The following is a 1,061-nucleotide window of genomic DNA, read 5'->3' as shown; positions in this document are numbered from 1 at the left end:
CCTCTGGCCTGCCGGACATCTCGCCCGCAAGGGGGGAGATCGGCAGCTTTGCCGGCATTGCTCTTCCTGCAACGTCAGCGATTGGCCAAAGCGATGGCGACATCCAATCTCCCCCCTTGCGGGCGAGATGTCCGGCAGGCCAGAGGGGGGTGGGCAGGATCACCAGCCTCCGACCGCTTTGGAGCGTCATCAGCCTGATGGCCAAATCGCGCATCCAGTTCATCTGCCAGAATTGCGGTTCGGTGCATCAGCGCTGGGCCGGTAAATGCGATGCCTGCGGCGAGTGGAATACGCTGGTCGAGGAAGGCACGTCCGGCGGCATCGGCTCGGGTCCGGCCAACACGCGCAATGTGCGCAAGGGCCGTGCCGTGGTGCTGACGACTTTGTCCGGCGATATCGAGGATGCGCCGCGCATCGTCTCCGGCATCGGCGAACTCGACCGCGCCACCGGCGGCGGTTTCGTGCGCGGCTCGGCCCTGCTGGTCGGCGGCGATCCCGGCATCGGCAAGTCGACGCTGCTCACTCAGGCTGCCGCAGCGCTGGCGTCCAAGGGCCACCGCATCGTCTATGTCTCGGGCGAAGAGGCGGTTGCCCAGATCAGGCTGCGTGCGCAGCGGCTCGGCGTCGCCGATACTCCGGTGGAGCTTGCCGCCGAAACCAATGTCGAGGACATCCTCGCCACCATCGCCGACGGCAAGCGGCCGGATTTGGTGATTCTGGATTCGATCCAGACCTTGTGGACCGACATGGCCGATTCGGCTCCCGGCACCGTCACCCAGGTGCGTGCCGCCGCCCAGGCGATGATCCGCTATGCGAAATCCACGGGTGCGGCGATCGTGCTCGTCGGTCACGTCACCAAGGAAGGCCAGATCGCCGGGCCGCGCGTCGTCGAGCATATGGTCGACGCAGTGCTCTATTTCGAGGGCGAAGGCGGCCACCACTACCGCATCCTGCGCACGGTCAAGAACCGCTTCGGACCGACCGACGAGATCGGCGTCTTCGAAATGTCTGATATGGGCCTGCGCGAGGTCGCCAACCCATCCGAGCTTTTTCTCGGCGAA

The 1,061-nt window shown here is 65.6% G+C and carries 1 protein-coding gene; it reads left to right on the top strand.

Going from position 1 to position 1,061, the window contains the following annotated elements:
- Window positions 1-197: 197 nt before the first annotated feature.
- Window positions 198-1,061: ATPase domain-containing protein (locus EOA86_RS35850; RefSeq protein ID WP_128345760.1), on the top strand; the 864-nt coding region annotated here is incomplete at its 3' end.

Source organism: Mesorhizobium sp. M5C.F.Ca.IN.020.32.2.1 (genome assembly GCF_004023105.1).
Classification (GTDB): domain Bacteria; phylum Pseudomonadota; class Alphaproteobacteria; order Rhizobiales; family Rhizobiaceae; genus Mesorhizobium; species Mesorhizobium wenxiniae.
Note: the sequence above shows the minus strand (reverse complement) of the source record. Positions and strands in the feature narration are given on the sequence as shown.